18 protein-coding genes are annotated in these 25,554 nt (G+C 52.1%); 5 read left to right on the top strand and 13 right to left on the bottom strand.

Going from position 1 to position 25,554, the window contains the following annotated elements; genetic code table 11:
- Positions 1-188: 188 nt before the first annotated feature.
- Positions 189-4,103 (bottom strand): ATP-dependent RNA helicase HrpA, encoded by a 3,915-nt coding sequence (gene hrpA / locus Q1A69_RS14520; RefSeq protein ID WP_299586760.1) that lies wholly within the window; start codon positions 4,101-4,103, stop codon positions 189-191.
- Positions 4,104-4,253: 150 nt separating this feature from the next.
- Here hrpA and Q1A69_RS14515 point away from each other — a divergent pair, with 150 nt between their 5' ends.
- Complete coding sequence (locus Q1A69_RS14515; protein WP_299586757.1) at positions 4,254-5,750, top strand: peptide MFS transporter; 1,497 nt, start codon at positions 4,254-4,256, stop codon at positions 5,748-5,750.
- 86 nt (positions 5,751-5,836) lie between these two features.
- Here the strand turns inward: Q1A69_RS14515 and Q1A69_RS14510 are convergent, their stop codons facing one another.
- The 10 genes from Q1A69_RS14510 to dnaX all read right to left on the bottom strand — a co-directional run bounded on the left by Q1A69_RS14510 (position 5,837) and on the right by dnaX (position 14,515).
- Complete coding sequence (locus Q1A69_RS14510) at positions 5,837-7,018, bottom strand: VWA domain-containing protein (protein WP_299586754.1); 1,182 nt, start codon at positions 7,016-7,018, stop codon at positions 5,837-5,839.
- Between the two features lie 97 nt (positions 7,019-7,115).
- Positions 7,116-7,961: a MoxR family ATPase gene (locus Q1A69_RS14505; protein WP_299586751.1), complete on the bottom strand. Its 846-nt coding sequence runs from the start codon at positions 7,959-7,961 to the stop codon at positions 7,116-7,118.
- Positions 7,962-8,103: 142 nt separating this feature from the next.
- A complete protein-coding gene (locus tag Q1A69_RS14500; protein WP_299586749.1) occupies positions 8,104-8,784 on the bottom strand; it encodes a YEATS-associated helix-containing protein in 681 nt (226 codons plus the stop codon).
- A gap of 379 nt (positions 8,785-9,163) precedes the next feature.
- Complete coding sequence (locus tag Q1A69_RS14495; RefSeq protein ID WP_299586747.1) at positions 9,164-9,544, bottom strand: hypothetical protein; 381 nt, start codon at positions 9,542-9,544, stop codon at positions 9,164-9,166.
- A gap of 56 nt (positions 9,545-9,600) precedes the next feature.
- Positions 9,601-10,050, bottom strand: coding sequence for a YcgN family cysteine cluster protein (locus tag Q1A69_RS14490; RefSeq protein WP_299586745.1), 450 nt, complete (start codon positions 10,048-10,050; stop codon positions 9,601-9,603).
- Between the two features lie 7 nt (positions 10,051-10,057).
- A complete protein-coding gene (locus Q1A69_RS14485; RefSeq protein ID WP_299586743.1) occupies positions 10,058-10,345 on the bottom strand; it encodes a YcgL domain-containing protein in 288 nt (95 codons plus the stop codon).
- The gene (gene rnd / locus Q1A69_RS14480; RefSeq protein ID WP_299586740.1) at positions 10,342-11,472 is read right to left on the bottom strand and encodes a ribonuclease D; all 1,131 of its coding nucleotides are present in this window, start codon (positions 11,470-11,472) and stop codon (positions 10,342-10,344) included. Before rnd ends, Q1A69_RS14485 begins: the two co-directional genes overlap by 4 nt.
- A 5-nt stretch (positions 11,473-11,477) precedes the next feature.
- On the bottom strand, positions 11,478-12,086 hold the full coding sequence (recR, locus tag Q1A69_RS14475; protein ID WP_299586738.1) for a recombination mediator RecR: 609 nt from the start codon (positions 12,084-12,086) through the stop codon (positions 11,478-11,480).
- Positions 12,087-12,115: 29 nt separating this feature from the next.
- The gene (locus Q1A69_RS14470; RefSeq protein ID WP_299586735.1) at positions 12,116-12,460 is read right to left on the bottom strand and encodes a YbaB/EbfC family nucleoid-associated protein; all 345 of its coding nucleotides are present in this window, start codon (positions 12,458-12,460) and stop codon (positions 12,116-12,118) included.
- A 63-nt stretch (positions 12,461-12,523) separates the two neighbouring features.
- Positions 12,524-14,515 carry a DNA polymerase III subunit gamma/tau gene (dnaX, locus tag Q1A69_RS14465; RefSeq protein ID WP_299586732.1) on the bottom strand — a complete coding sequence of 664 codons (1,992 nt, stop codon included), beginning with the start codon at positions 14,513-14,515 and terminating at the stop codon, positions 12,524-12,526.
- Positions 14,516-14,752: 237 nt separating this feature from the next.
- On the opposite strand from dnaX, the gene Q1A69_RS14460 reads away from it, so the two are divergent.
- The 4 genes from Q1A69_RS14460 to Q1A69_RS14445 all read left to right on the top strand — a co-directional run bounded on the left by Q1A69_RS14460 (position 14,753) and on the right by Q1A69_RS14445 (position 22,879).
- Entirely contained in the window at positions 14,753-15,280 is a 528-nt protein-coding gene (locus Q1A69_RS14460; protein ID WP_299586729.1) for an RNA polymerase sigma factor, read from the top strand.
- Positions 15,281-15,568: 288 nt separating this feature from the next.
- Positions 15,569-16,612 (top strand): FecR family protein, encoded by a 1,044-nt coding sequence (locus Q1A69_RS14455; protein ID WP_299586726.1) that lies wholly within the window; start codon positions 15,569-15,571, stop codon positions 16,610-16,612.
- Between the two features lie 109 nt (positions 16,613-16,721).
- Entirely contained in the window at positions 16,722-19,631 is a 2,910-nt protein-coding gene (locus Q1A69_RS14450) for a TonB-dependent receptor (protein WP_299586724.1), read from the top strand.
- A gap of 236 nt (positions 19,632-19,867) precedes the next feature.
- Positions 19,868-22,879 carry a TonB-dependent receptor gene (locus tag Q1A69_RS14445; protein WP_299586721.1) on the top strand — a complete coding sequence of 1,004 codons (3,012 nt, stop codon included), beginning with the start codon at positions 19,868-19,870 and terminating at the stop codon, positions 22,877-22,879.
- 77 nt (positions 22,880-22,956) lie between these two features.
- Here the strand turns inward: Q1A69_RS14445 and Q1A69_RS14440 are convergent, their stop codons facing one another.
- Positions 22,957-24,627, bottom strand: a complete 1,671-nt coding sequence (locus Q1A69_RS14440; protein ID WP_299586718.1) for a tetratricopeptide repeat-containing sulfotransferase family protein — start codon at positions 24,625-24,627, stop codon at positions 22,957-22,959.
- Between the two features lie 92 nt (positions 24,628-24,719).
- Positions 24,720-25,025: a hypothetical protein gene (locus tag Q1A69_RS14435; protein ID WP_299586715.1), complete on the bottom strand. Its 306-nt coding sequence runs from the start codon at positions 25,023-25,025 to the stop codon at positions 24,720-24,722.
- Positions 25,026-25,554: the final 529 nt, after the last annotated feature.

Below are 25,554 nucleotides of genomic sequence, written 5' to 3'. Positions count from 1 at the left end.
AGACTTTTTCTAGATCCGGCGACAGTATAATGAAACCGGGTGAGAAACCGTCATTTAGTGAACCCAGCCCATAGCACACGCACTAACGCTCTGCGCCTTTCGCCGACTCTACATTGATCTGTCGGGCCAGAGAGAGGAATCTTACACAAGGCGCCCTACTTTTTTTGTGATCTGCGCCCACTGGTCCATCAACCCAGCCGCACCTTGCCATCAACCTCGGTCCACAGCTTGTGTAGGCGCTTGGCTGAGACTGGCATTAGCGTCTTGAGTGTTTGCGCAAATAAGCTCACACGGAATTCTTCCAACATCCAGCGGTACTCCGCCAGGGCCGGCTCTGAAGCCAGTTCCCTATTTGAGAACTTCTCTGCTTGATCGCTGTAGGGTTCGGCCGCCTTGTGGTACTCCACTTGCAGTTTGCGGTCCCGATTGGGATCGAGAGCGGCCTTTTCAAGGCGCAGTGCGATCGCCTTCAAATAGCGGCTATACTGACGCAGCCACTCCAGCGGCGTATCGAATAAGAATCCCCGGTAGAAGAGCCCGGTTAGCTGCTGCTGGATATCCCCCACAGCCATGGCGACCGCCAGATTTTTTTGTTGCTTAATCTGTTTGCGCAGAGGGACTAACTGCCCCAAGGCTTTGACCAACAAGTTTCCCATCTCCTGGGCCGCACCCACCAACTCGCCATCGTTCTGAAGCGCAGAGAGGAATTCAGTCTCGGTACGCGGCCAGTTTTCATCCGGCCAGAAGACTTCGCGCACGGCGGCCATCAGAATATCGTCTGCCACCTCCTCACGCCGGCCCAGGTCTGCAGCCGATAAACCCAACTCTTTACCGCGCAATAGCTCTTTGCGCAGGTATTTCACTTTTTCCGGTAAGTGCAGTAGGGCCAGACGGCAAATACCGGCACGGCTCACCCTGCGCGCCTCGGCGGGGTTATCCAGCAACTTCAGGGAGACACTATCCTTGCCCTCCACCAGCGCCGGATAAGCCCGCACTTTAAGACCGCCCTGGTCGAGGGTATGGGTTTCCGGTAGCTCGCCAAAATCCCAATGGATAATACCGTCGCGCTCAAAACTGTCGCCAGCATCGGCCAGGCCCTGCTGTACCCGATCGCGATAGCGCGCCTGCAACAGGGCAAGATCGCGATCCTGGTCGAGCAGCTTGCCCGCCTCATCCATTACCTGAATATTGACGCGATAGAAATCTTCCAGGGACTGCTCGGCGGACTCCCAAACGCTATCGGGTAACTGCTGGGCGGTCTGGCGCTGCAGTTCCAGGGCCAGGGATTGCCACAAGGGCGTATTGTCCGTACGCAGCTTGGGCAGAGCCCTGTCGACTGCCGCCGGAACTGGAACAAAATATTTGCGCCACTGCTTCGGCAGGGCTTTTAACAGGGCGATGCATTTATCGCGCAATATACCCGGCACCAGCCAGGACAAGCGCGCGGCGGGCACCTGGTGCAAAGCGCCCACAGGCACCTGAATACTCACACCGTCATCCACACTACCCGGCTCAAAATGGTAGCTGAGAGGATAAACAACCCCTCCCGCCTGTAACTCATCGGGAAATTGGGCCTCGCCCACATGGTCCGCACTCTGCTGCATGAGCAACTCACGGGGCATAAACAGCAACTGGGGATCGCTGGACTCCACGTCCTTACGCCAGTGTTCAAAACCTGCCAAATTCACAATATCTGCGGGCAAGCGCTCATCGAAAAAGCGATAGATCACTTCGTCATCCACCAGAATATCCCGGCGGCGGGACTTGGCTTCCAGCTCTTCCAGTGACTGCAGAAGATCGGTGTAATGCTTGTAGAAACGGCCTTTTCCACGATAGCGCTGCTCTACCAACGCCTGGCGAATAAATACTTCACGTGCAACTTTTGGGTCCAGTTTGCCGTAGGGAATACGGCGTTTTTCCACCAGGACCAAGCCGTAAAGTGAGACCTTCTCGAAAGCCATCACCTGACCGGAGCGGGCATCGTAGTGGGGTTCGAAATAATTGCGTTTGACCAAATGCTGCGCTGCGGCCAGCACCCATTCCGGCTCTATTTTGGCAACGGTGTGGGCAAACAGGCGGCTGGTTTCCAGTAGCTGGGCGGAAACCACCCATCGCGGCGGCTTCTTAAACTGGCCGGAACCCGGAAAAATATGGAAGCGGCGATTGCGACAACCGTTAAATTCTTTATTTTCATCGCGCACGCCAATATTGCCGAGCATGCCCATAACAATGCCCCGGTGCACGGCCTCATACTCCGCCGGTTCTTTATTTTCCTTCACATCCAGATCGCGACAGGCCACCCGCAACTGGTGATGAATATCCCTCCACTCGCGCATACGCAGCCAGGATAGATAGTTTTTCTGGCACCACTTGCGCAGCTGATTTTGGCTCAGTTCCTGGCGCTGAGTTTCAAAGGCATCCCACAGCTGAACATAAGACAGAAAATCCGATTGCTCGTGTTGCCATTGACGATGTTTTTCATCGGCGGCCTGACGTTTTTCCGCCGGCCGTTCCCGTGGATCCTGCACAGCCAGGGCGGCGACAATAATTAACAACTCGCGCGCACTGCCTTTATCGGCCCCGGCCAGCAACATCCGGCTCAAACGCGGGTCCAGTGGCAATCGCGACAGAGCCCGCCCAAGCTTAGTCACCCTGCCCTGAGCATCCACCGCCAGCAATTCCTCCAATAGCTTGTAGCCGTCATTAATCAGGCGTGGATCGGGTGGGTCGACAAAGGGGAAGTCGCGAATATCGCCGATACGCAGTTGCAACATTTGCAGGATTACTGCGGCCAGGTTGGTACGCAGGATTTCCGCATCGGTAAATTCCGGGCGCTGCTCATAATCGCGCTCTTCATAAAGGCGGATACACACACCCGCGCTGACACGACCGCAGCGGCCGGCACGCTGATTGGCGCTGGCCTGAGAAATCGGCTCTATCGGCAACCGCTGAATTTTGCTGCGATAGCTGTAACGGCTGATGCGCGCAGTGCCCGGATCAATCACATAGCGAATGCCGGGCACAGTAATCGAGGTCTCCGCCACATTCGTGGCCAGTACAATACGGCGACCTTTATGGCCGTGAAAAACCTTAGCCTGTTCGGCCAGGCTCAAACGGGCATACAGAGGGAGAACTTCCAGCTGCGCAATCTGTGCATCGCGCAGAGCCTTGGCACATTCACGGATTTCCCGTTCGCCGCTCATAAATACCAGTATGTCACCACCGCGCCGGCTACTGGATTTTTCTTCGTGCAGGAGTTCCTCCACGGTGGCCACCACCTGCTCATTCAGATCCGCATCGCTGTCTGCGGCGGGTCGGTAGTGAATATCCACCGGGTAGGTGCGGCCCGACACTTCAATAATCGGTGCATCGGCAAAATGTCGAGAAAATTTTTCCAGATCAATGGTGGCTGAGGTAATGATCAGCTTAAGATCCGGGCGTTTGGACAATATAGTTTTCAGATAGCCCAGTAGGAAATCAATATTGAGGCTGCGCTCGTGGGCCTCATCGATAATCAGCGTATCGTATTTATTCAGCAGGGGATCGCGCTGTATTTCCGCCAACAAAATCCCATCCGTCATCAGCTTGACATGGGTGTGCTCGGTACTGTGATCGGTAAAGCGCACCTGGTAACCGACAGAGTCCCCAAGGGGTTGCTGCAATTCCTCGGCAATACGATTAGCCACTGTGCGCGCGGCAATCCTGCGCGGCTGCGTGTGACCAATCTGCCCATAAATACCCCGCCCCAGGGACAGGCAGATTTTTGGCAGCTGGGTGGTTTTGCCCGAGCCAGTTTCACCAGCCACCACGACAACTTGATTATTTTCAATCAGCTCGGCGATTTCCTCCCGTCGAGCCACTACCGGCAACGCCTCCGGCCACTGCACTTCGGGCAATTTACCCCGACGCGCCGCTACCAATGCCTCGGACTCCTGCAGCTGCTGCTCCAGCTGGGCCAACATACGGTCTGCCGGCTTCCCCTCTTGCAGGCGCCGCCGCACATTCTTCACGGTTCGGCGCAACGGATAGCGGTCCTGCCCCATGCAGGTGGAAATACGGGTCTGCAGAATACCCAGGTTTTTTTCTACTTCGGAGTGACTCATGATTCGTACAGAAGTGACAAACCCTGGATTATACCCCCACTTTGCAATGGGACTGAAAACCGTCGGGTGGCGCTCAACTATACTGAATTGGATAGAGGTCACTTCTAGGGGCGCTATCACGCCTCTGGGTCACACCTTGCGAGCAGTAATATGCAAGAGATCAAGCCCAAGCCACCCGCCAGTGCCGGTCAGCTCTTCGGCCACCCCAAGGGCCTGTTCCTGCTGTTTGGCACCGAGATGTGGGAGCGCCTCAGCTACTACGGCATGCGCGGCATTTTTGTCTTCTACTTAACTTCCACCGCCGCCGCCGCGGTATTCGGCTGGGGACAGCTCTCGGACACCGAGCTACAATCCAAGGCGCTGAGCTACCTGGGCTGGTACGCGATGCTGGTCTATCTGACCCCGATTATTGGTGGCTGGATGGCGGACAACCGTTGGGGACAGCGGCGTTGCATTATGTTCGGTGGCACCCTGATGATGCTGGGACAGTTTTCCCTGGGCTTTCCCCACGCCTGGCTGCCAGATGGCAGCCAAATCTATATGCTGTGGCTGGGATTAGCGCTACTAATTATCGGTAATGGTTTTTTCAAACCGAATATCTCCACGATGGTCGGCGACCTCTATGAAGAGGGCGACAAGCGACGCGATACCGCCTTTACCATTTTCTATATGGGGATCAACCTGGGCTCCATCCTCGGCTACCTCGTCGTAGGCTGGATTGGAGAAAAAGTGGATTACCAACTGGCCTTTATTGTCGCAGGTATAGGTATGCTCCTCGGCCTGCTGCTACAAATGACACAGGCCAGGCGCTACCTCGGCCAGATCGGCATTCAACCCTCCGCCCACCTGGGCCTGGAACAGGGGAGTAACGGGGCCACAGACAAACACCGTCCACTCACTCAGGAGGAGCGTGACCGCATCAAGGTAATTTTGGTACTTGGTGTCTTTATCGTAGTTTTCTGGGCCGGCTTCGAGCAGGCCGCCGGCTCCATGAACCTTTTTGCCAAATACCGTACTGACCTAAATGTACTCGGTTGGGAAATCCCAGCCAGCTGGCTGCAGATGGTCAATCCCCTCTTTATTATTATTCTCGCGCCGATTATAGCCAGTATCTGGGTAGGCATGGGGGATAGAGAACCCAGCTCACCGGCCAAGTTCAGCCTGGGCTTGGTATTTCTCGGAATCGGTTTCCTATCGATGTGTGGCGCAGCGCTACAAATCGGCGATTCTGAAACCATAAAGGCGAGTATATGGTGGCTGGTCTTCGCCTATATTTTTCATACCATTGGCGAGCTGTGCCTATCCCCGATTGGGCTGTCTGTGGTTACTAAACTTTCGCCCCTGCGCTATTTATCCCTAATGATGGGGCTTTGGTTTGCCTTTATCGGTATCGCCAATAAAGGCGCGGCAGAAATTGGCAAATTGGTGGGCGTTTCCGGTCCACTCGCCACATTCGGTGGTGTCGCACTCGCGGCAATTGTGGCAGGTTTTATTTTGTATCTGATTCGCGAAAAGCTCGTGGATTGGATGCACGGCGCGGAAGAAGTACATGTAACCGTGGGAGAAACCACCAAAGAAGAAATCAGCATCACTGCCGATCATGAAGGCACGCCGCCCCGGCACTTTAGCGGAAACCAAAAAGAGTAACTGCGTATCCCTGAAAAAAAGATGAGGCATTCATGCAGCACGCAATGTGCCGCATGAATTCGAGCCCGCAGAAGAGATCGCGGCGATCAGCGCCCTTTCACCAAATAGGCAATCGCTCTATCCAAACCCTCCAGCGTCATCGGATACATATGCCCATCGACCAAGCGCTGGGTCATACCAATACTGGGCGTATATTGCCAATACTCTTCACCCACGGGGTTCAGCCAGATCAGGTTACTGTAAGTTTCGGTGATACGCTCCATCCAGGCCGCGCCGGGCTCTTCATTCATATGTTCGACACTGCCAAAACGGCTGCTAATCTCATAGGGCGCCATCGAGGCGTCCCCGACAAAAATTACTTTGTAATCTTTACCGTAGGTGCGCAGCACTTCTAACAGGGGCGTGTTTTCGCTAGAGCGGCGCTGGTTGTCTTTCCACACATGCTCATACACAAAATTGTGGAAATAAAAATATTCCAGATGTTTGAATTCCGAGCGGCAGGCAGAGAACAGTTCTTCACAGACCCGCACGTAGGGGTCCATAGAACCTCCCACATCAAAAAAGATCAGTACTTTAATTGCATTGTGCCGCTCCGGCACCATTTTAATGTCCAGTAGACCGGCATTGCGTGCGGTGGAGGAAATAGTGCTATCCAGATCCAGCTCCTCAGCAGCACCGGTACGGGCAAATTTACGCAACTTGCGCAGAGCTACCTGAATATTACGGGTACCCAGGCCTACACTGTCATCCAGATTTTTAAACTGGCGTTTTTCCCACACTTTGGAGGCCGAACGGTTGCGCCCCTGGCCACCAACTCGAATGCCACCTGGGTGATAACCGCTATTCCCAAAGGGGCTGGTACCACCGGTGCCAATCCAGCGGTTGCCACCGCTATGGCGCTTTTTCTGCTCTTCGAGGCGTTTTTTAAATTCCTCTAATAGTTTTTCCAACCCTCCCAGGCTCTGGACCTTGGCCTTTTCCTCTTCGCTTAATTGCTTAAGGAACTCCGCTCTAAGCCAGTCCTCGGGGATCATTTGCTCAACGATATCATCGAGGGTTTCTAGATCTTTGAAATAGGCCTCGAAGGCACGGTCAAATTTATCGAAGTGTTTTTCATCCTTCACCAGGCAGACACGGGCAAGAAAATAAAATTCCTCCAGGTCAGCAAAGACCAGACGTTGCTGCAATGCCTCGAGCAAGGCCAGTAATTCGGTAATGGATACCGGTAATTTATAGCGGCGTAAATTCAGGAAAAAGCCAATCAGCATAGTAATTCGCGGTCAGCACAGGAAAAAAGAGACTCGGCAAAACCGAGCGGATTATCGCCAGGGCTCACATTGTCCCTGGCGAAAAAACTAGGCTAGCCTAGCGGTTATCACGGCGAGCCATAAATGCCAGACGCTCAAGCATATGGACATCCTGCTCATTCTTTAGCAAGGCGCCATAAAGCGGGGGAATAGCGCTGCTGTTATCACGATTTTTTAAGACTTCCTCAGGAATATCATCAGCCATCAATAACTTCAACCAGTCGATCAGCTCTGAGGTGGAGGGTTTTTTCTTTAAGCCCGGCACATCGCGCAACTGAAAGAAAATATCCATAGCTTCTGCAACTAACTGACCTTTGATATCCGGGTAGTGCACATCAACAATTTTGCGCATAGTTTCGCGGTCGGGGAAACTAATGTAGTGGAAAAAACAGCGGCGCAGGAACGCATCCGGCAACTCTTTTTCATTATTCGAGGTAATAATAACGATAGGGCGTTGCTTGGCTTTAATGATTTCGCCAGTTTCGTAGACGAAAAACTCCATGCGGTCCAATTCCACCAACAGATCGTTGGGGAATTCGATATCCGCTTTATCGATTTCATCAATCAATAACACTACACGCTCTTCGGCCGCAAAAGCCTCCCACAATTTGCCACGCTTGATGTAATTGCCGATATCGTGAACCTTATCCACCCCCAACTGGGAATCCCGCAGTCGCGATACGGCATCGTACTCATACAACCCTTGCTGCGCCTTGGTGGTGGATTTGATATGCCATTGAATCAGCTTTAAGCCAAGACTCTCAGCAACCTGTTCCGCGAGTAACGTTTTGCCGGTGCCCGGCTCGCCTTTAATCAGCAGGGGGCGCTGCAAGGTAACGGCTGCGTTCACCGCCATCTGCAGGTCTTCGGTGGCTACGTAGCTGTCGGTACCGGTAAATTTCATGCTTACTCCAATCCTGTCATCACGCTAACTTCTGATTTGGCGAATGATAATTGATCACTAGGTCGGGAGGCGAGGCTGGAACGATCAAATTGGATGACCAGCCCGAGTAGGCATTTTGAAGGGACGATGAGCGGAGGGCTGCTCAGGCTATCTGGGTACTGCGGCGGTGTATCACTTGGCGCCCTTTACCGGTGATGTACCAGCGAATTCCCAAGTGACTGTGGATCTTGCCCACCATCTCGAGTACCAGCAGGCTGTTGAGGGCTCGGGCGATAGAGTTGGTTTCCATACCGCTATCCTGCACCATACCGGACAGCGAGCGAAATACACACTCACCGTCATTTAACAGGTTGAGCACCTGCAGGGCATTGTCATCCAATTTGCGAATCTGATTGAAATCCAGCACAGGTCCCTGCTCCAGATCCCCCTCGATCTCGTGCTCCAGCAGAGGCATCATCTCCAGCTGCATAGTCCGCAGTTCCTGCTCCAGGTTTTCAACCCGGGCACGGGCAATACTGGCATCGCGCAATTGGCGGCGTGCCGCATTAAAAACAAACATGCGAGAGGCAATCGCGGCCAAAAGACAATAACCGGTAAAAATCAGCAGGCGAGAGGGGTCTCCTTGAATTTCTATGAGCAAATCACTCTGGGTGAATTTAAGGAAAATAGGCACCATCAAGGCGCCGCACAACCCCATAATCAGGCAGCGGGCAAGGCCGGCCGGATCTTCCTCGGTAAACAGCATCTGATAATAATTTACCAACCCACCGAGAATACCCGATACCAGCATTACCGCAGTGAGAATCAGCAGGTGGTCGAGCATCAGGGTTCCTCAGCCATCTGGCAGCCAACACCATGAAAAAGGGTGGAAAACGCATACCAAGGGCACTTTATCGTCATTATCTGTAGTCAGTCCGGCTTATCGACAGGCAACCCCTTCCAAACAGGTTTCATATAACCCTCGTGGAAATACAAATCATCATGTTCCGGCAGTGAGTATGGGTATTGAGTTTAGATCAGTAAGCCGGCTCGTCTGGCCTCACGCCAAGCGCGGAAGCAGCCTAATAGATATAGCAGCTGTCATCGCCAACAGAGAAACTAGAGAATGGATGGAACGCCTTTGATGGACAGATGGAAGAAAGATCACAGGGCCTACCAAAAGTAGGCCCCACGTTAAGGAGGCAGGAGGCGCTGAGTACCCCTCACTGCTCGTTGAAATATGGGTCTTCAGCAAAGCGACGGCGTCGCTCGCGACGATACTTCGACAATAGGGTAACCAGCCCCCACACCAGCATGATCGTCAGAGCGCCGCCGGAAGCGAAGACCAAATTCGCAATAACTTCCGGCGCGGCTCCACTTTCTTCAAATAATACCTGGTAGAGATACAGGGGAAGCAATGGTATGGCCACCGACCCAGCCACCGGTGTCTTTACCGGGACCAACAAAACCGCAGCCAAGACCAGCAGTAAGGTGCGACGCAACCAGCTCCAGCGCCAATTGCGCATAAACCACCAACCGGCCGCTAACAGAACCAGAGTCGCGCCGGTATAAACCGACCAGGCAATTTGAAAATCTTCTGACATTTTTATTTCTCTATATTTCCCCACCCCAGATAGGGGTAGTGGCAACACTGCTCAATTCACCCGGCTTCCACCCAAGTGACAATATGCTCTTCCATATCATCCGGGTGAACCAACTCTTCACTGATAACACTGCCACGCACCGACATGCCCGCTTTATGTACTGATTGCCAATCCCCACTCACTAGCGGGTGCCACTCCGGCAGTGGCTGCCCCTGCGCTAGGCGGCGGTAGGCACAGGTGCTCGGCAGCCAGGTGTATTGATCAATATCCTCCACCCGCAGCTGAACACAGCCCGGCACTAGCTCCTTACGTCGAACGTACTGGCTACAGCGAGAGGAATCTGTATCCAATAGGCGACAGGCGACATTGGTGTTATAGAGCTCTCCAGTATCCTCATCCTCAAGACTGTGCAGGCAGCAGCGCCCACAGCCATCACAAAGAGCCTCCCATTCGGGCTCCGTCATTTGCTCTAGCGTTTTTCGTCGCCAGAAAGGCAGCTGTGCCATATGCGATTCAGCGCTGCAGTTTGCTGTTTTTCAGCACGATTTCACGCATTTCGGAATCGGCCACCGGGGGCATTTGCAAATAGTAACCCTGCATGCGTAACTCCTGCAGGACCTTGTCAGCATTTGCACGGGCCAATTTACGTTCCGTTGTCATCACCATGGTTGTGACATGCTGAGGACTGCCAAACAACGCCAGCAGGTTTTCCGGCACACGGGCAACCCCCTCGCGCTTATCGACATACAAATACATTTCTTCTTTTTTCGGGCTGCGATAAATATCACATAAAACTTTCACTTCACTTCCTCATTGCGCAGTTGTCGCAGCGCGTTAAGCAGGGGCAGGCCAACCACCTCGGCGCGCCAGCCACATAGGCGCCCTTGTAACTGGGGTTCGTGCGCCTGAACCAGGGTTTCTAGCTCTTTCTTGCGGATCAAAATTTCTGTGGGCAAATTCTCTCGCGCCGCAATATTGGCGACCTCCTGGCGCAGTAACTTAAGCAGCTCCCCCTGCTGTCGGTTGAGTGGCTGCGGCAGGCGCGCAGGCGCATCGCTTCGCTCCACAGCAGCGGAAATCATCTGCAATAAAGTATCGCCGTACTCTCGCAGCACACGCCCTTCAAAACCCGCCTGGCTTAAAGCGCTCTTGCTGCGCGGCAGCTGCTGGGCCAGGCTCATACAGACGGCTTCCTTCAGCAGGTGATTGCGCGGCATATCCTGGGCCCGAGCCTCAGACTCGCGCCAAGTACAAAGATCCTGAAGCACTGCCAAGTGTTTGCCGCGCAGACGCCAAGCGCCCTTTACTTTCAGGTAGTAGAGTTCTGGGGGCTGAGGGTTACGCGCCGAGGCTACCAGTGCCGCGCAGTCCTCCTCCAGCCAGGTCTCCCGCCCATGATCCTGCAATCGCTTTAGCAGCGCGCCATAGAGGACCGGTAGCCACGCTACATCGAGCGCAGCATAGGTTTTCTGCGCTTCACTCAGCGGACGCTGTAGCCAGTCGGAGCGGGTTTCACTTTTCGGCAACTCAATATTCAATAGAGTACGCACAGTGGCCGCATACCCCAGGCCCGCGCCCATACCGCTGATCGCCACGGCAATCTGGGTATCAAAAATGGGCTCGGGAATTACCCCGAGCAGGCGCTCCAGGGTTTCTAAATCCTCGCTGCAGCTGTGCATGATTTTAGTGACAGCCGTATCCAACAGCAGGTCGCGCAGAGGTTGTAATTCTTCTATCGCAAGGTTATCAATGAGGTAGCAGTGCTTGCCATCACCTACCTGCACCAGGGCCGGCTGCGGATAAAAAGTGCGACTGCGCATAAACTCGGTATCCAGTGCCACAGCGCGCTGCTGCCGCCACTGCGCGCACAGAGCCGCCAACTGCTCGTAGGAATCCACCCAGCGCGGGGTGGTATCTATTTCAACCATCGATTTCACTCAGCAGGGGGGAAAAAGGCCGTGCGGCTATTAAAAGCATGCGCCAAGGTGCCGCCGTCGATGTATTCCAGCTCTCCACCAATGGGCACACCATGGGCTATTCGGCTGACGCTAACCCCTTGGGCCTTGGCCCGCTCGGCAATGAATTGGGCTGTCGCCTCCCCTTCCACGGTAGGGTTGGTGGCGACAATCAACTCCTGCAGCGGCTCACTGGCAAGCCGACGCTCCAGTAGGTCAATCCCAAGGTCCGCAGGACCAATACCATCGATCGGAGAGAGATGGCCATGCAGGACAAAATAGCGGCCGTGGTAGTTACCCGCCTGCTCAATCGCCAACACGTCGGCGGGAGTCTCGACAATACAGAGGAAAGACTGCTCGCGGCGGGTGTTGTCACACAGGCTACAGACCGTCTCTTCGGTCAGTGTACGGCATTGCTGACAGCGACCAACGCTCTCCACGGCCTGGGCCAGGCTGCGCGCGAGCAATTCTGCAGCATCGCGATCCTTTTCCAATAGATACATCGCCATCCGCTGCGCCGACTTGGGGCCCACACTGGGCAGGCAGCGCAGCGCGCGAATAAGCTCTTCGATTAAGGGACTAAACATATAACGCTAAAGCGACCGAAGTGCGCCCTTTAAAATGGGAATTTAAAGCCTTCCGGCAGGTTCATACCGGAGGCGAGATTGCCCACTTGTTGCTTTTGCAACTCCTGGGCCTTTTCCTCCGCACGACGAACGGCATCATTCACCGCGGCTGCCAGCAGATCTTCGAGCATCTCTTTGCCTTCAGAGAGCAGGGAGGGATCGATATCCACAGAGACGACATCGTGTCGACCATTCATAGTAACCTTGACCATACCGGCACCAGATTCGCCGCACACACGTAGCTCAGCCAATGCCTCCTGCAGCTTCTGCATTTTTTCCTGCATATCGGCCTGCATTTTCTGGGCCTGCTGCATCAAGTCGCCCAAACCTTTCATAGGTAACCTCTATCTCTATATTATGTGAAAGCCCGGCTGGAAGCCGGGCAACCAAAATCCACGTCAGTCCGTCTTCGCTAGAGACTCGACGGAGTCCGGTAATAACACTGCGCCCAGTTCGACCTGAAGTTCCTGAACCAAGGGATCAGAGGTAAGTGCATCCCGCGCTGTAGCCAGGCGCGCATCGCGGGTCGCCGCTGCCAAACGCGCCGGCGTACTGCCCTGCACCTGCCCCACCTGAATCTGCGCAATAACCGGTTGCTGAAAAAAGTCTCCCAGCAAATCCCCCAAACGCCTCTGATGCACCTCGTCGTAGAGACTGCTAAAAGACTCATCGAGGGTAAAAGAGAGTATATTGTCCTGGCGCCCCACTAGCTCTAGGTGCTGGGCGATGGAGTGCAGTATGCCGCTAACGCCTAACTGGCTGTACAGCGCCGGCCAGCTTCCGTGCGTCAGAGCATCAAAGTGCGCCCGCGGGGCTTCGGCAACCTTGCGTACAGCATCCCTGCGCGGAGGGGCCTGAAGCTCCGCAGGCTGTGGCGATGATTCCACTTCCGCTACCCGCTGGCGAAGTTCAGCCAAAACGCTTTCCTGTGGGTTTGATGCCTGCCCGGCGAAACTTTCCCCCTCAGGCTGAGGGTCGCGGACCACAACCTGACTGTCTGTTTTCAGCTCATTAATCTGTTCGGTAGTGTCCTGTGGCTGTCGCACACCCTCCTCTTGAGACACCGGCGATCTCTGCTCTCTTTGGGGTACTGGACTCTGTGCCGGGGCTTTATGTGGTACGGGCGCAGCGCTCTCCACCCGGTCTCTGGGTGCCGCCGCATCCGCCTGCGGCGCCAGTTCAGACTTTTTTCCGCCGGCACTCCCCTGATCGTCGACGGATTGCTTCGCCAATTCATGAGAAGCAGGCTGAGCTTGCCCTTCGGCGGAGGGTCCAGGCAGTTCCACCCGTGGAATATTCGCCACGCCCTGTGGACGGAAGGCCAGCATGCGCAACAGGGCCATCTCAAAACCACTGCGCGGATCCGGGGCCAAAGGCAAGTCCCGGCGGGCGTGCAGCGCCATCTGATAGTAGAGCTGTATATTCTCTGGCGCTATTTGGCCGGCAAGGCCTCGCAGCCGCTCGCCGTCCCCAAGGGTATTATCCACCGATTGGGGCAACACCTGCGCAACCGCAAGACGGTGCAAGTTATCGGCGAGCTCTGCCAGAGTCGCGGCAAAGTCCGGCGCCTGCTGCGCGAGCTCAGCGACGGCAGTAAACAGCCCAGCGGCATCTTCATCGGCCAAGGCCTGCAGTAGCTTCCACACCAGTCCGGTATCAATACTGCCGAGCATATTGCGAACTTCGGCCTCACTGATTTTCCCACCACCAAAAGCGATGGCTTGGTCGGTGAGGCTCATGCCATCGCGCATACTGCCATCGGCAGCACGCCCCAACTGCCAGAGCGCCCCCTCCTCAAAGGGCACCTGCTCCTTCTCCAGCACAAAGCGCAGATGTTCAACAACCCGCTCGGGGCTCATATTTTTGAGTTTGAACTGTAAACAGCGGGACAGTACGGTGACCGGAAGTTTCTGGGGGTCCGTGGTCGCCAGTAGGAATTTCACATGGGGCGGGGGCTCCTCCAGAGTCTTCAACAGGGCATTGAAGGAGCTGTTGGAGAGCATATGGACTTCATCGATCAGGTAGACCTTATAGCGCCCTCTTGTAGGAGCGTATTGGACATTCTCCAGGAGCTCGCGAGTATCCTCCACCTTCGTGCGAGATGCCGCATCCACCTCAATAAGATCCACGAAACGACCATCGGCAATCTCACTGCAGGCATTACACTGCCCGCAGGGCTCAGAGCTGACCCCCTCTTCGCAATTCAGACACTTTGCCAGAATCCGCGCGATGGTGGTTTTCCCCACGCCACGGGTACCGGCAAACAGGTAGGCGTGGTGCAGGCGGCCATTATCCAGGGCATTGATCAGTGCCTGGAGCACATGTTCCTGTCCCACCATCTCCCGAAACAGGCGCGGACGCCACTTGCGGGCCAGTACTTGATAGCTCATCCAGTCTCCGGTGCTCTGCACACCTCTGCCAACTTAACTCTCACACGCCCTTGGCGCGGGCGCCATTATACCGGCATAGACGACGAGGCATAGCCGGTAGCAGGCTATGCACTAAATAGATCCATTCGCGCCACTCGTAGCCCGGGCAGTCCTTGTGATATAACTGTGCGCCAGCTCGCACTAAGAACAAACAATCCACAACGAAAAAGCGGGCTTGGACGGGGAACGCATTACGCAATGAATAAAGCCAGGAAGACGCTTCTGGAAAGGCTTTTTGCCGAACACGGCCAAGCCTTGGTGCGCTTTGTCGCACGCATTGTCAAAAGCCCGGACGATGCCGAGGATATCGCCCAACACGCCTACCTTCGCCTGCAAAAGCTCAGCGATGAGAAGGAGCTGGACAACCCCCGCGCCTATCTCTACCAGATCGCCAACAACCTGGCGGTGGATCAATTGCGCCGCGGCAAACTCCATGTGGAGTACCTCAACCAGCAGACCTCTATAGAGGGAGAGACCCAGCGAGATGACCACGCCGACCACCAGTCTCCAGAGCGGGTCCTCGCTGCGCGCCAACAGCTTCAGTCTATCTACGAAGCTATGGATAAATTGCCACTAAAATGCCGACAGGCCTTCTTGCTACATAGAACACGGGGACTCTCTTACAGCGAAATCGCCCACGAAATGAACATCTCAGTGAGCAGTGTTGAGAAATATATCCTACAGGCACTGAAAGCCTGCAGACGCAAGGTGAATCCTTCGCCGTAAAGCCCCATTCTCCGCCCACGCCCCCGCAACAATTTTTGTTGAGGGAGGAACCCCCTCGGCCGTCTCAGTTTGCAAGGACGAGTTTTAATGGCGAATTAAACCTGCAAATCCTGGCACTTACAGAATTATTTACTGCCAAAAGGTTATTCGTGCTGCCATTGTTTTGCAGGTGGACCTCCATTGTCGCCCACATCACACAAGCCGGCGAAATTTGAGTAAGATGCACCAAATCTTGAGGCTAGAGCTCCACTGTCTACAAGCCAAATAAACCCGAGTACCAGAGCGATTATGAACAGCAACCTCCAACAAATAACAAGTGATGAGAGCCTGGATCAGGCCTGCGCTTGGGTTGCCCGTTTACGCTCGGACACTGTCAGCGCGACAGATAAAAGGGAGTTTGCAACTTGGCTCGCGAGCTCTGGAACACATCGCCAAGCCTTCGATGAAATAACTGAACTATGGGGTGACTTGGGTGCCCTCACCCACATGCCCATCGATCACTTCTTTCCCGAAAGTGTGCCAACCGCTCACACAAACGATAAAAAGCAAAAAATACAGCGCGGAGCACGCGACGACCACTGGAGCTTGTCACGCTGGCTATTCAGCGGCGGCCTGGCTACGTGTGGTGCTTTTCTCGCCGCCTGGGTTGGACTGCAGTGGCTAGATTCAGGAGTAACTAGCCAGCAAATTTACATTACCCAGTTGGGGGAGGTTCGCACTGTGAGCCTGGCCGATGGCTCCGAAGTGAAATTGAACTCCAACAGCGAGCTGCGAGTTAGCTACAGTCGTAAAGAAAGACGCACACTGCTTGTCCATGGCGAAGCCTTCTTTGACGTCGCACGCCAAACTGCCCGCCCCTTCACTGTGGCCGCCGGCAATGCGAATATTCGTGTACTCGGAACCGAGTTCAATGTAGAACTGAACCCCGAAAACACACGGGTATCAGTGACAGAGGGTAAAGTTTCCGTCAGTGAAACTGAAAGCGCCTCGGGCCTAAACCCCGAATCCGTCACTCTAGCCAAAAACCAAAAAGTCAGCGTGTCTGAACGTGGTCTCAGCAAAATCCAGCGAACTTCAGAGCAAGAGGCCACAGACTGGACCCGTGGCATTCTAGTCTTTGAGAAAACCCCCCTAAAAGAGGCCCTGCAGGAACTTAACCGCTACCTCCCTGTACCAGTAGCTGCCACCCCAGAAGTAGAAGACCGACTTGTATCTGGCACTTTCGCGGTATCTGACCCGGACAATACCCTGAAAGCCATTACTGCCGCCCTAGATCTTCAACAGGATCACAGCAATACCAACCTGACTATCTTGTCTCCCAGGCACAATTAGGTTATAACCGCCTCAATTGGCGGTCGTTTATTGAGCAATTAGCAATTCCCGCCCACAAAATAACAGAAGCAACGCTCCGTAATTCCTTATATTGCTGGGCACAATAACGATGGGCAACTTCTTGACGGTGAGGCTCTGGGCTAAAGTCTTTTTGGTTTTTCTGCTGTCAGTCAGTCGTGCAGCGGCTGCGCTATGCCCCGAACCCAAGATTGAGCTTCCCGCCAGCTCTCTCCCCAAAGCCCTGATCTCCCTGGGAAAGCAGTGTCAGATTTCGATTTTGGTTCAGACCTCATCAGCCGCCCAATATACTCTGGTAAAGCAGAGCCTGGACACCGAGCAGGAGGAGTTTGAAGAGGTTTTAGAGCAATTACTGCAAGGCCTACCATTTGCCTATCAACGCACAGGACCCTCCTCCTTTGCGATAACACCCATTGAGGGCCTCAGCCCCAAACTTGAGCAACAACTCAACTCTCCCCCCGAAGAAGTTACCGTCACCGGACAAAGCCTTACAGGCAGCCACCTGCGTCACTACCAGCTGGACGATTATGCCCCGATCGACAGGCTCTCCAGAGAACAACTTGAACTGACCGGGGCACAAACTGTTGCCGACGCACTCCAGTTCTTGCCAGCTGTCTCAGGAAATTCTACCAGCACCTCTGTCAGTCAAGAGGATGATGGAACAGCCACTGTTTCTCTTCGCTACCTTCCCGCCAGTAACACCTTGGTATTAATCAATGGCCGACGCATTATTGGCGATGGCTACAGTGGAGAGGCGACCGATCTCAACACCATCCCCCTATCTATAGTTGAGCGCGTAGAAATCCTGAAAGATGGTGCTTCGGCAGTATATGGCTCAGATGCCATAGCCGGGGTCATCAATATTATCCTTCGCAGGGATTTCGAAGGCCTATCTATGAATAGCTATTATGGACAAGCCCATGAAGGTGACCGTGAAACAGAATCCCATTATTTAACATGGGGAAGGCAAGGTGAGCGCAGCCACTTGATGTTCAGCCTGGCAAAGTATGCGCAAGGCGCGGTAATGAGTCGTGATCGCAACCTGTCAGAATCTGCAGATAGCCGTAATTTTGGCGGCACCGACAAACGCTCATCAGCCACTCCAGAAGGATTTATCGCCCTGACCAACAGCTCTGTCCTAACCAGCTCATCACCGGAAACTTACCGCTCCTGGTCCCTGGAAGATAGATACAACTACAGCGACTACACCTCCGCCATTACGCCTATCGAAAGCAATTCTGTATACCTATCGGCTGATTTTGACCTCAGTGATAGCACACTGATATTTGCAGAGGTTATGGGGCAGCACACTTCCGCGGAATCAACCAAAGCCCCAACCCCAGTATTTACCCGCTTTGACAATGGCGACCTAACTATAGCGGCGGATAACATCTACAACCCCTTCAATCAATCTATTACGGATGTCAGGAAGCGAATTACCGAACTGGGGCCTCGGATACAGGAAAACCGCACAAGATCCTGGAGAGTAAATAGTGGAATCAAGGGTGCTCATAAGCAATGGCACTGGGAATTGATCTCATCGTTACACCATACAGACAAAAGTGAAAAGCTCAGTAACCTCATAGACCCTTTAGCGCTCTCTCAGGGCCTAAAGGGACCAACAATCTGCAACCCAGATAGTGGCTGCACCCCCATAAACTTACTGGGCCCCAGCGGTAGCATTAACAGCGAGCAACTGGATTTTATTCGAGGGCAAAGCTCCAACCGAAGCCAAACCCGCATGGAGTCTGCCTCCTTTATCGCAGACGGGCCTCTGGGGAAAAATCGGGCAGGTGAGATCCTAGCAGCAATAGGACTTGAGATCAGACATGAAGCTTTGTCTACCAGCTCCAACGACCAAAATGGCCTTTCCTATATAGGGGGCCACGCACCGGGCGCAACCCGCGGCTCACGCACCATCAAAGAAACCTTCGCAGAAGTCTCAGTCCCACTGCAGTCAGAAAAACTCTGGCTGGATGGAGCAATGCGCCTGTCCAGCTACAGCGACTTTGGTAGTACTTACAACCCAAAGCTCGCCCTGCGCTGGCAACCTTGGAGCGACCTACACCTCAGGATCAGCTATGCGAGCGGCTTTAGGGCACCCACTCTTACCGATATGCACCAGCAAGGCTACCAAAGCCAGGAGTTTATCTTTGATCCCTGCACCAGTGATAGCGCAAGTCTCCTGGCCGGCTGTCCTGCACAATCTGACAGTGCACGAATCCAATACCTCACCGAGTTCGGCGGCAACCCTAACCTGATGCCAGAGACCTCGGAAACCCTTACAGCCAGCCTAGCCTGGTCACCCAGGCAGATAGAGGGGTTGAGCACCGCCATCGAGTTTTTTAATATCCAGCAAGATGACGTCATTGGCAGCAGCCCCCAGTTTCTAGTTGAGCAGAACGCTTATCTCGGGCTATTCAGCAACAGGGTTACCCGTGATGACCGCGGCGAGATTACCAAAATTCTCGCTACACGGATCAATAAAGGCCGACGTACCATCCAGGGTTACGATATCGCACTCCGCTACAATCTGCCTGTGGACAACTTTGGGCAACTTGATCTTGCCGTTAATATAAGCCATATGCTGAGCTACTTAAATCAAGGGGCCACAGGACTACCCGAAGAGGAGCTGGCTGGCACTTTTATAGACACTACGACAGGCGGGACAGGGTCACTACCAAAATTAAAAGCCAATGCTGGCGTTTACTGGAGTAACGAACATTGGAAGGCCGGCTATACCGCCCACTTTGTCGGCAACATGGAAGAAACCTACCTGCACAACGATCAATCCCTCACGCACCGTATAAAGAGCTGGCTTAGCCATGATGCACAGCTTTCTTTCAACCCTACTGATAAGCTTCGCCTTGCAATAGGGGTCAACAACCTGTTTAACACCCCTCCCCCTTTGGCTGTAACGGCTACGGATAATAATTATGACTACCGCACCTATGACTTAGCTGGGCGGTACTGGTATGGGTCCCTCTCCTTAAAGCTGTAAATTTACCGACACTGTCAACCCTTAACCAACGAAATTGCAACCCAGACTCAACCCTCATACCTGCCAAAACACTCATTGCGAAGTATCAGTAAAAGAATGAGATTTTCTTTGAGGAAATCTTTACACCACTCGTTAAAGAATATGTTGGGAGGAAAGTGGCCACTTGGGGGTAGCTGCTTTCGAACTCGTCGTTTTGACAAAAGATTATAAATCCAACGATCAAGAGAGGATTGACAATGAAAAAGAACCTCCTGTCCACAGCTGTGAAAGGAGCCCTTGGCTTCACCGCTGCTGCGATTCTGGTTCCGGCTATGCCTGCTTTCGCTCAACAAGATGCCGAAATGGTTGAAGAGGTAGTTGTAACTGGCTCCCGTATTGAACGAGCAAATGACGTAAGCGTTAGTCCGGTTACTTCTGTTAGTGCAGAAGATCTTAAGGCCACCGGTATTGTACGTGTTGAAGATTTGATTAATGACCTGCCCCAGGTCGCTGCGACCCAGACCGCCGGCCAAGCAAATGGATCTACTGGTACTGCAACCGTATCTCTTCGTGGCCTAGGCTCTCAGCGCACTCTTGTTCTGATTGATGGTCGCAGAATGCCTGCAGGCTCTCCGCTTGCAGGCGGTTCTGGCGCTGATCTCAACCAAATTCCCGGCGCTTTGGTTGAGCGTGTTGAAGTTCTGACTGGCGGTTCCTCTGCAACTTATGGTTCTGACGCAATTGCAGGTGTTGTCAACTTCATCATGAAAGATGATTTTGAGGGGGTCCGCTTCGAATCTCAAACCAGTGTCTACCAACACAATAATGACAATAGCAAAATGCAACGTCTGGTAGAGTCTAACGGTTTTGATGTAGCAGACGGCAGTGTTACCGATGGAGAAACAAATGATTTCTCCATGATCATCGGTGCAAACTTGGACAATGGTCGTGGTAACGTCACAGCATATGCCAATTATCGCAAGATTGATGCTGTTCTTCAGTCTGACCGTGACTATAGTGGTTGCAGCCTAGATGGCAGTGCCAGTAACTTCGATTGCGGCGGCTCCTCCACCGTACCCTGGGGCCGCTTTACCGACTTTGGTTCGAACAAAGGTGATACAACTGAAGGCTTTGATTATAGCCTCGGTGACAATGGCGAGCTTGCCAATTTTGGTCAACTATATAACTACGGCCCACTGAATTATTTCCAGCGTCCAGATGAGCGCTGGACAATGGGTGCTTTTGGTCATTATGAAATTAACGAGCATGCAGAAGCTTATGCTCAGCTGATGTATGCAGATGACCGCACTGTTGCTCAAATCGCCCCTTCCGGTGCATTCTTCGTTACCAGTGATCTTTACTGTGGTAATCCACTACTCTCTGAAGAGCAATTTGAGGCTTTCTGCGGTGTTTATGGCCTGACTGGGGATAATTATGTCAGTGACCTAACGGTTGTTAATACCGACGAAAAGACTGGTGCAGTTACCAGAAACCCTGGCGCCCTTTACATTGGCCGCCGTAATGTCGAAGGTGGCCCCCGTCAAGACGATATGCGCCATACTACCTTCCGCGGTGTATTTGGTCTGCGTGGTGATATCAACGACAACTGGAACTACGACGTTTACTACCAGTATTCCGAAGTAAGCTTAGAGCAGACCTACTTCAATGATATGTCTGTAACCAATATCCGCAGAGCACTTGATGTACGTACCGATGGCCGAGTTAACGCAGATGGCGAACCACTTGCAGAAACTTATGGTCAACCTGTTTGTCAGTCAGTTATCGATGGATCCGACCCCAACTGTGTACCTTGGAATATTTTCCAAGCAGGCGGTGTAACCCAGGAGGCGATCGACTACCTGGTACTTCCCCTCTACGCACGCGGCACCACTGACCAGGAAATCATTTCGGGCTACGTAACCGGTGATCTAACCGACTACGGCTGGAAACTCCCAACTGCAGAGAACGGTATTGCGGTTGTAATGGGCCTTGAAAGCCGTCGTGAAAACCTAGTTTATTCTCCTGACATGGGTTATCAAAATGGCGAAGGTGCTGGTCAGGGCGGTCCTACTTTGCCGGTAGATGGCACTCTCAGCGTGAAAGAAGTCTTTGGCGAGATGAATATACCTCTCGTTAGTGGCATGCCTGGCGCCGAATACTTAGGCCTAGAATTGGCTTATCGTTACTCTGATTACTCAACTGACGAGCAAACGAATACCTACAAGGTAGCCGCTGACTGGCAGCCAATCGACGACCTCAAACTCCGCGCCAGTTTCCAGTCTGCTACACGTCACGCCAACATCCGTGAACTATATCGTGCTCAGTCTATCCAGCTGTTCGATATGGACTACGACCCCTGCGGCTCTCGCACAAAGTCAGATGGCACCGTAGTTGGCCCTGAGTTCACTCTGGAGCAGTGTATGAATAGCGGTATTACTGCCGCAACTTTTGGTAATGAGATCGACTCACCTGCTGGCCAGTACAACTATATTGGCGGCGGAAACCCCAATTTAAGCCCAGAAGAGTCTGAAACCGTATCATTTGGTTTTGTATATTCACCATCGTTTGTTGAAGGCCTTACCCTCAGCATTGACTACTTCAACATCAATGTTGATAAGGCCATTGATTATATCCAGCCAGAAACCATCCTCGACAAATGCCTCGAGAGCGGCGATGAAATGTTCTGTGGAGCTATCAATCGCGGTGGTAACGGCAACCTATGGATTGGTGATGCATCCATTACTGCTGTTGACGTAAATATCGGCTACTTCGAAACCGAAGGTTTTGACATTAACGCTAACTACGGCTTCGATGTTGGCAGCTATGGCGCTGTCGACATGAACTTCATCGCTACCTATTTAACAAAGTGGGATCAGCAAGAATTCGAAGGTGAGCCCACCGAAGAATGTGCAGGCTACTGGAACAGTTCATGTGGCACACCAACGCCTGAATATGTCAGCACGCTACGCGCAACTTGGTCTACCCCCTGGAGCGTGGATATCAACGGCAGCTGGCGTCACATTGGTAGTGTTACTGACCTAGGGGAGAATGGTGCAGACTTTGATGCTATCGACTACTTCGACCTTTCTGCCGCCTGGGTGGCTTCCGACAATGTAACTATCCGAAGCGGTATCAACAATGTGTTTGATAAAGAACCGCCTCTAACTTCCGACGCTGGCGCCGGAATCTACGGAAACGGAAACACCTTCCCAGGCATATATGATGCTTTGGGTCGTTATGCCTTCCTAGGACTGACTGTCGACTTCTAAATACTCTTTATATAGCAATCGAAAGTCATAAAGGGCGCGACATTAAGTCGCGTCCTTTTTTATGTAGGAGTCAGCAATTACCTCAAGAAACGCTCCAACTTCAAGGGAGATAAATATTCCAAGTAATTGTCACTCCGCCCTACCGAAGATAAATAAAGCGGCTCTCGGACCTGCCAAATACTTGCTGTTTTGACATAATTACTTCGACCTGAGAACTTTAAACACTTGGAGTCCCAGGGTAATCCAAGAAAATTTAACACCCCTCCAATCACAATTTTGGGATCAAGAACCAAATCCTCATACTGCAATCTATATATATCACAAGGAAAGATCCTCTCCCAATACTCCATCAAGCGTACATGCTCAGAATAAAAATGGGCGATTCCCTCAAGATCAATTGCATAATCCAATTTTTCACTAAACTGCTGAAAATATATAGATATGCAGTTATCCAATAGGTTACGTCTTGTCCAAATAACCTTTGCCTCTGGGAAAACTGTTTTTATCAATCCAACATGAAGAAAGTTATCCGGCCTTTTATCCGTAATAAGTCTCTCAATGCAAGAGCCCTCCTCAAACTCACTTAAGTATTCTTTTGAAAATCCATCAAAGTAGTCTACCCCCTTCGATAAGACAGAATGAGGGTAACCTACTCCCATCGACTCAACTTGACGAGGAATAAAGTCTCTCTCACCGGAGGCTAAAATAGAGCCATGACCACACAAAATTTGCTCCAAAAGGGTCGATCCAGAGCGAAACATCCCGCAAATAAAAACAGGCGTAGCGCTACTTTTACTATGATGCCCTGAAAACCAATCCTCAGAAAACACATCAATCAAACTATCCACCAACTTTTCTTGTTGGCCATAGACATATCGATCAACTCTTTTCCTTCCAATTTCATTCGCCTGAGTAACACATGAAAATGCTTCATCGTAAAGCTGACAATCATCATACAGCTTCCCCAGTGCAAACATTAACTCTTCCCTCTCCTTATCAGCCAAGCTTGATTTATTCAACAGCTCAGAGATACCTTTTATACGAAAATCTGCTTCAGTATCGGCAACATAAAGATGCGCCATTCTAGACAGAGCTAGACTATTTTCGTTATTTATAGATAGCACCTCTTGATATAGTGAAACAGCCTCCTCCTTCCCCCCCGACTCTTCACTTAACCCAGCTAAATTTAACAACGCTGGGATATATTCTTTATTCAACTCCAGCGCCTTCCTATAATTTTCTATTGCTCTATCTTCCCGCCTTAGCCCTGCGTGAATAACCCCAATATTTGTATACACCTCCTCCGGATCTGAAATCCCCCTAGAAAGGGCCGCCATATACATCCCCAGTGACTCCTCGAACCTTCCCAAAGACTTTAAAAAAAATGCCAAGTTGAAATAGATATCAGGCGAACAATTAGGCTCCCGCTCAACATACTTTCTAAGAGCTTTTACAGCCTTACTTGTATCACCTAAAGACTCGGCCAGTTTAAATAGCTCCAACCAGCAGGCCGATTCCTCCCCCAACTCCAAGGCCAAAGACTCAAGATACCCTATCGCTTTATACTTCTTACCGACTTTTAGATTTATTTGGTAGAGCTCTTTTAAAACAGCAACTTTAGCATCATCAGGAACGGAGGATGCGGACAACAACCCCAATAAGCTCTCTTCAGCGATCGAGAATTGATGCTGGCGTACGAGCTTTCTAACCTCCTGAATTCTTTTGTGAAAAAACAGAGAATCTTTCATAGTGCCACACAGAAACAAAAAAGGCGCCCAGCAAAAAAGGCGCCTTACAAGAACAACAAGTAAAATTTTATTCAAATCATAAATGGAAGAGTTCAGCCCCCATCTGGATTCCCAAGCACCCCCTTCCGATTTTGGTTGTTCACCATATTCGAAGATTCACGCGACATTCTTTTCCATTCTTCAGCTGTCATACATGTTTTCTGCTTAAATCTTGACCCTGTAATTGCCCGAGACTTACAGATCAGTTGATTGCTGGTATTTTCTGCTAAATTACTCTGGGAAACCTGAACAGATTCATTGCCGGTGGTATTTTCCTTCTGATTATAACTTGGCTCGCTTGCGCAGCCCGCAAGCAACCCAAGACCCAAAATAGTGACGAACAGTCCTTTACATTTCATACAATATATCCACTTATCGAAAATCATTCTATCCATCACCCATCAGCATAGGCGACTCTATCAATAATACCTTCTATCGATAATATCATCCAGGGGCAGACCAAATCAAAAAAATAGGAATTGCTTCAACAAACCTCTATTTTGGTCTCATTCAGCAAAAGAGGATTAGCCACACTTAAAGCTCAGCACACGAAATATAAAGTGGGTACTGGTACAGAAATATAGAAAAATTAAGAGAAAAATCTGACCTCAAGATAACCACACTTAGATAGAACCTAAAGGCGGCCAAGTAAAAATATTGAGATATTCACTCCCAAGCAATTTTCAACATGCCAATAGTAAAAAGAAATAAACATACTCACTAGCAATATCCCCTAAGGAGCCCCTGAATAATTTCGAGCTAACTTGACAATACTCAGCTATCCGTCAAGACTACGATGAATCATGCACCATGATCCTACCCACAAAAGACGGACACTCTCTTAAGCGATAAACTACGCAGCAGAGGTGCCCTATGACACGATCAAGT

It is taken from the genome of uncultured Microbulbifer sp., from assembly GCF_947498635.1.
Lineage (GTDB): Bacteria > Pseudomonadota > Gammaproteobacteria > Pseudomonadales > Cellvibrionaceae > Microbulbifer > Microbulbifer echini.
The sequence above is the reverse complement of the archived record's forward strand: the minus strand, read 5'-3'. Positions and strand labels throughout refer to the sequence as shown.